Here is a 5,738-nt window from a genome sequence, read left to right as displayed (position 1 = left end):
TGAACATTGGGCACGATGTTTTCGCCGTCAACGTAAACAGGTTTGGCATTGGCAGGCAGGCGCAGGGCAGTGTGGAGAACGGCGCGGTGTTCGCTGGTGTTGATTTTTTCACCGCTGCTCATGGCCTGCATATATTGTGGCAAATCGGCTGCTTCGGCCAGTTGGCACAATAAATCAAGGGTGTTTTCATCTAGGCGGTTTTTGCTGTAATCAAATAACAAACCATGCAAAATTTCATGCATATTATTGAAACGTTCGGCATCTGCGGCGAAGCGTTCGCGCAGGGTAACGTGTTGAGTATCGGCATGATGGGCTTTCAAGGCCTGCCATGCGTCTGAGTATGCGGACATCTCGTTTCCTTAGTATGTAACAGTAAACAAGCAGGGTATCTATTTTCTGCTTTTTGTAGTTGTTTGTAGTTTAACAAATTTGGACAACTTTTGGGAGATGGTAGGGGCGGTTTTGTTTAAGAAATGTATGCGAAATGCAATAGAAACGGTTGATTATCATCAAGTTTCTGTAAAAAAGGGGGTATGACACCGATGTCTGCTGTGTTATCCTATGTAACATTATTGAAATCTTGTCGGGGCGGGTCCGTAAGATGGCTACAATTTATGATGTCGCTGCTTATGCTGGGGTATCTCCTAAGACGGTCAGCCGGGTGATTAACGGCGATGCGCCGGTCAGTGATAAAACCCGTTCCAAAGTAGAAACAGCGATTGCTGCTTTGGGCTATATCCCATCTTCTGCGGCACGGATTATGCGGTCACACCGTTCCGGCTTGGTCGGCTTGATTACCGGCGCCATTTCGCGGACAGGTGAAAATACGGGCGAACACGGTATACCGGATATGTTCTTGATTAAGGGCATTCAGCAGCAGATTCGCGCACAAGGCAAGATTTTGATGATTGCCGACATCGACAACAAGCCGGGGCAGCCCGGTCAGATGGAGCCGCTGATCCGTACCTTTATGGAACATCGTGCCGAGGGGATTTTATATGTGGCAGGTTTCCATCAGGAAGTATTGCTGCCGGAAGTGCCCAACCGTTGCCCGATGGTGTTGGTCAACTGTTTTGATTTGGCGGGTACGCCTGCGGTTTTGCCGGATGACGAAGCAGGGCAGTATGGTTTGGTGCGCCGAATTATTCAAAGCGGACACAAACGGATTGCTTATGTGACTTTGCAGCCGGGCGTGGAAGCGACGAGATTGAGATTGGCCGGATACCGCCGGGCTTTGGCTGATGCGGATATTGTCTTCGATCCTGATTTGGTGCAAACTGGTTATCCTGACTTCAGCAATGACAGTGGTTCTTTGATTTCGGCTATTTTGAAATTGCTGTCTTTGCCGATTCCGCCGACGGTAATTTGCTGCGGAAACGATGAAATGGCCGTGCGCGTTTACGGGATTTTGAGGACGCGTGGCGTACGGGTTCCCGAGCAAGTCTCCGTTGCCGGATATGATAACCACAGCGCGATTGCAGAGACGCTGTTTCCGCCGTTGACCAGTACCGAGTTGCCGTATCTGCGCATGGGCGCGATGGCGGCGGATTTGCTGTTTCAACACATTGAACACCCGACCGGTGCGGTTCAGCCAGTCAAGGTCGTTGGGGAAACCATCTGGCGTCAGTCTGTGATTAATAAATAGTTTCAGACGGCCTGAAAATAATAAGCTTTAAACAACACAAACACACATCAAAATAAGATTCATGTGAACGGTCAAAATAAAGGCCGTCTGAAAACGGAGTTGCCTCAGTAAAAAGGGCAGCCCAAATACAATAAAAGCGTCATACCGCTGAAATTGGAGTTTGTTGTTTCCATAGTTTATTACCCAGGAGTAGCCTTCCTATGAAAATCTCCCCACAAGTGGCGATGACACTTCGCCAGATTATGCTGATGAACTTCGGTTTCTTCGGTATTCAATATAGCTTCGGGTTGCAGCAAACTGCGATTAATCCGATTTTCAGCTTTCTTCATGCCGACCCGAGCCAGTTGCCGATTTTGAATATGGCAGGCCCGATTACCGGTTTGCTGGTGCAGCCGATGATTGGTGCGATGAGTGACCGCACTTGGGTGCCGGGATTGGGCCGCCGCCGTCCGTATTTCTTGATTGGCGCCATCGGTTGCAGTCTCTGCCTCTTTATTTATCCGCACGTTACCGCCTTGTGGGTGGCCGTATTGCTGCTGTGGCTCTTGGATGTCAGTAACAATACCGCGATGGAACCTTTCCGTGCCTTTATTGCCGATACCGTTCCTGAACACCAGCAATCTACCGGTTTCTTGATGCAGTCTGTGTTTACCGGTTTGGGTATTACCCTGGCCAACGTTTCCCTCTACATCTTCCAACAAATCGGCTGGTTGCAACAAACTTCCGAAGCGGGTATCCCGTATTGGGTATTCGGTTCCTTCTATATTGGTGCGGTTTGCTCTATTGGTTCGGTTTTGGTTACTGTGTTATCGACATCCGAACGCGAGCCTAGTCCTGCAGAAATGGCGGCCATTAAAGCTCAGCCGAGCGGTCCGGCCCATGCTGTTAAAGATATTGTCGTTGCTGTGCGCGAAATGCCGACTGCCCTGTGGCAACTGGCTTTGGTGTATCTCTTCCAATGGTACGCACTCTTCATCTATTGGCAATATATTTCCCACAGTATCGTCCAATCCGTTTGGAATTCGACTGTTGAAAATACCGAAGCGTATAGTCAAGCGGTTGCATGGACCGGCCTTGTAAACGCTTGCTACAATGTTGTAACCTTTATCTCCGCCTTCGGCCTGATGTGGATGGCGCGCAAATACGCCGCCAAATATGTTCACGCCTTTGCTGTTACCCTTGCCGCGCTGGCCTTGCTCACCATTCCGCACATCGGCAACAAATACCTGATGTTTGCGCCGATGATTGGTTTCGGTGTCGGTTGGGCAAGTATGATGGGCGTGCCGTTTATGATTGTGGTCGGTTCTATTCCGAAAGAACGTTACGGCGTGTACATGGGTATTGTGAACATGATGATTGTGATTCCAATGCTGATTGAAACTGTATCTTTCGGCTGGGTGTACAGAACTTTCTTGGGTTCAAACCCTGCCAACGCGATGACTTTTGCCGGTGTTTCCCTGGCCATTGCCGCAGCGGTGACCTTAACCATTAAAACTGCGGCCAAACCGGCTACTGCAGAATAACGAAGTTTTGATTTAAAACCAAAATGAAAAGGCCGTCTGAAACATGAAATGGTTTCAGACGGCCTTTTTTGTCAAAACGGATTCCATTTGCTGAACTGATTCGGTAAGCCTTATTGTCGCTGCGCTACCGTTCATCACTCAAATTGGCTATGACTACCGATTTTGCTTTACAATATCCTTCTTTAATTTATTTCGTTTTACCATCCTGATGACAGAACACATTTCCGCTCCAAGCCCATCTCCTATCGGCGAAGACTACCTGCTGTTAGGTCAGTACGCCGAACGCGCCTATCTCGAATACGCCATGAGCGTGGTCAAAGGCCGCGCGCTGCCTGAAGTTTCAGACGGCCAGAAGCCCGTGCAGCGGCGCATTTTGTTTGCCATGCGCGATATGGGTTTGACGGCGGGGGCGAAGCCGGTGAAATCGGCGCGCGTGGTCGGTGAGATTTTGGGTAAATACCACCCGCACGGCGACAGTTCCGCCTATGAAGCGATGGTACGCATGGCGCAGGATTTTACCTTGCGCTATCCCTTAATCGACGGCATCGGCAACTTCGGTTCGCGTGACGGCGACGGAGCGGCGGCGATGCGTTACACCGAAGCGCGGCTGACGCCGATTGCGGAATTGCTGTTGTCCGAAATCAATCAGGGGACAGTGGATTTCGTGCCGAACTACGACGGCGCGTTTGACGAACCGCTGCACCTGCCCGCCCGCTTGCCTATGGTGTTGCTCAACGGCGCGTCGGGCATCGCGGTGGGTATGGCGACCGAGATTCCGTCGCACAATTTGAACGAAGTCACGCAGGCGGCGATTGCACTGTTGAAGAAACCGACGCTGGAAACCGCCGACCTGATGCAATATATTCCCGCCCCCGACTTTGCAGGTGGTGGTCAAATCATCACGCCGGCGGACGAATTGCGCCGGATTTACGAAACCGGTAAAGGCAGCGTGCGCGTGCGTGCGCGTTATGAAATTGAGAAATTGGCGCGCGGACAATGGCGCGTGATTGTGACCGAGCTGCCGCCGAACGCCAACTCCGCCAAAATCCTTGCCGAAATCGAAGAACAAACCAACCCGAAACCGAAAGCGGGTAAAAAGCAGCTCAACCAAGACCAGCTCAATACCAAAAAGCTGATGCTGGATTTAATCGACCGCGTGCGCGACGAGTCAGACGGCGAACACCCTGTGCGCCTAGTGTTCGAGCCAAAATCTAGCCGCATCGATACCGATACCTTCATCAACACGCTTATGGCGCAGACTTCGCTGGAAGGCAATGTGTCCATGAACTTGGTGATGATGGGGCTGGACAACCGCCCCGCGCAGAAAAACCTGAAAACGATTTTGCAGGAATGGCTGGATTTCCGCGTCGTGACCGTCACACGTCGTCTGAAATTCCGTTTGAACCAAGTGGAAAAACGGCTGCACATCCTTGAAGGTCGTCTGAAAGTCTTTCTGCACATCGACGAAGTGATTAAAGTCATCCGCGAATCAGACGACCCGAAAACCGACCTGATGGAGGCGTTCGGGCTGACCGAAATCCAAGCCGAAGACATTTTGGAAATCCGCCTGCGCCAGTTGGCACGTTTGGAAGGGTTCAAACTCGAAAAAGAATTGAATGAATTGCGCGAGGAACAAGGTTGTCTGAATATCCTTTTGGGCGACGAAAACGAAAAGCGCAAGCTGATTATCAAAGAGATGCAGGCGGACATGAAGCAGTTCGGCGACGCGCGCCGCACGCTGGTAGAAGAAGCCGGACGCGCCGTGCTGACGCAAACCACCGCCGATGAGCCGATCACGCTGATTTTGTCGGAAAAAGGCTGGATACGCAGCCGTGCCGGACATAATCTCGATTTAAGCCAAACCGCGTTCAAAGAAGGCGATCGTCTCAAACAAACCCTTGAAGGGCGCACCGTTTTACCCGTTGTCATCCTCGATTCATTGGGCAGAACCTACACGCTCGATGCCGCTGAAATTCCCGGTGGACGCGGCGACGGCGTGCCGGTTTCATCATTAATCGAGCTGCAAAACGGCGCGAAACCCGTCGCCATGCTCACCGGCCAGCCCGAACAGCACTACCTACTCTCAGGCAGCGGTGGCTACGGCTTCATTACCAAGTTGGCCGATATGGTCGGACGCGTGAAAGCGGGTAAAGTGGTCATGACCGTAGACAGCGGCGAAACCGTCCTGCCGCCGGTTGCCGTCTATGCTTCTTCGCTGATTAATCCCGACTGCAAAGTCGTACTGGCCAGCAGCGACCATCGTCTCTTGGCATTTTCCATTGGCGAACTCAAAGTCATGCCTAAAGGCCGCGGTTTGCAGCTGATGTCGTTGGCCGATGGTGCATCTTTGGAACACATTATGGTGACGACCTCTCCTGAGTTTACCTTTGTATCGGTCGGCCGACGCGGTGCAGAACATCAGGAAAAACTGCGTATTGCCGATATTGACGGCAAACGCGGTAAAAAAGGCAAGGTATTGGAAATATCAGGCCGTCTGAAAAGTTTGTCCTGAAACAAGAACAAATATATCTAAATAAATTAAATTTATACGACATTGCATGATAATAAAA

Annotated in this window: 3 protein-coding genes and 1 pseudogene; 3 read left to right on the top strand and 1 reads right to left on the bottom strand. The window is 51.1% G+C overall.

Annotated elements, in window-relative coordinates:
- Nucleotides 1-350, bottom strand: a pseudogene (locus tag ACTHSP_RS17030) (glucose-6-phosphate isomerase); the annotation flags it as partial.
- A 251-nt stretch (nucleotides 351-601) separates the two neighbouring features.
- Between ACTHSP_RS17030 and ACTHSP_RS17025 the strand changes: the two are divergent.
- The 3 genes from ACTHSP_RS17025 to parC all read left to right on the top strand — a co-directional run bounded on the left by ACTHSP_RS17025 (nucleotide 602) and on the right by parC (nucleotide 5,680).
- Nucleotides 602-1,645, top strand: a complete 1,044-nt coding sequence (locus ACTHSP_RS17025) for a LacI family DNA-binding transcriptional regulator (protein ID WP_314511325.1) — start codon at nucleotides 602-604, stop codon at nucleotides 1,643-1,645.
- A gap of 200 nt (nucleotides 1,646-1,845) precedes the next feature.
- Nucleotides 1,846-3,168, top strand: coding sequence for an MFS transporter (locus tag ACTHSP_RS17020; RefSeq protein WP_314511327.1), 1,323 nt, complete (start codon nucleotides 1,846-1,848; stop codon nucleotides 3,166-3,168).
- Nucleotides 3,169-3,376: 208 nt separating this feature from the next.
- Nucleotides 3,377-5,680 (top strand): DNA topoisomerase IV subunit A, encoded by a 2,304-nt coding sequence (gene parC / locus ACTHSP_RS17015; protein ID WP_440346514.1) that lies wholly within the window; start codon nucleotides 3,377-3,379, stop codon nucleotides 5,678-5,680.
- Nucleotides 5,681-5,738: the final 58 nt, after the last annotated feature.

It is taken from the genome of Neisseria sp. P0001.S005 (assembly GCF_051963715.1).
Note: the sequence above shows the minus strand (reverse complement) of the source record. Positions and strands in the feature narration are given on the sequence as shown.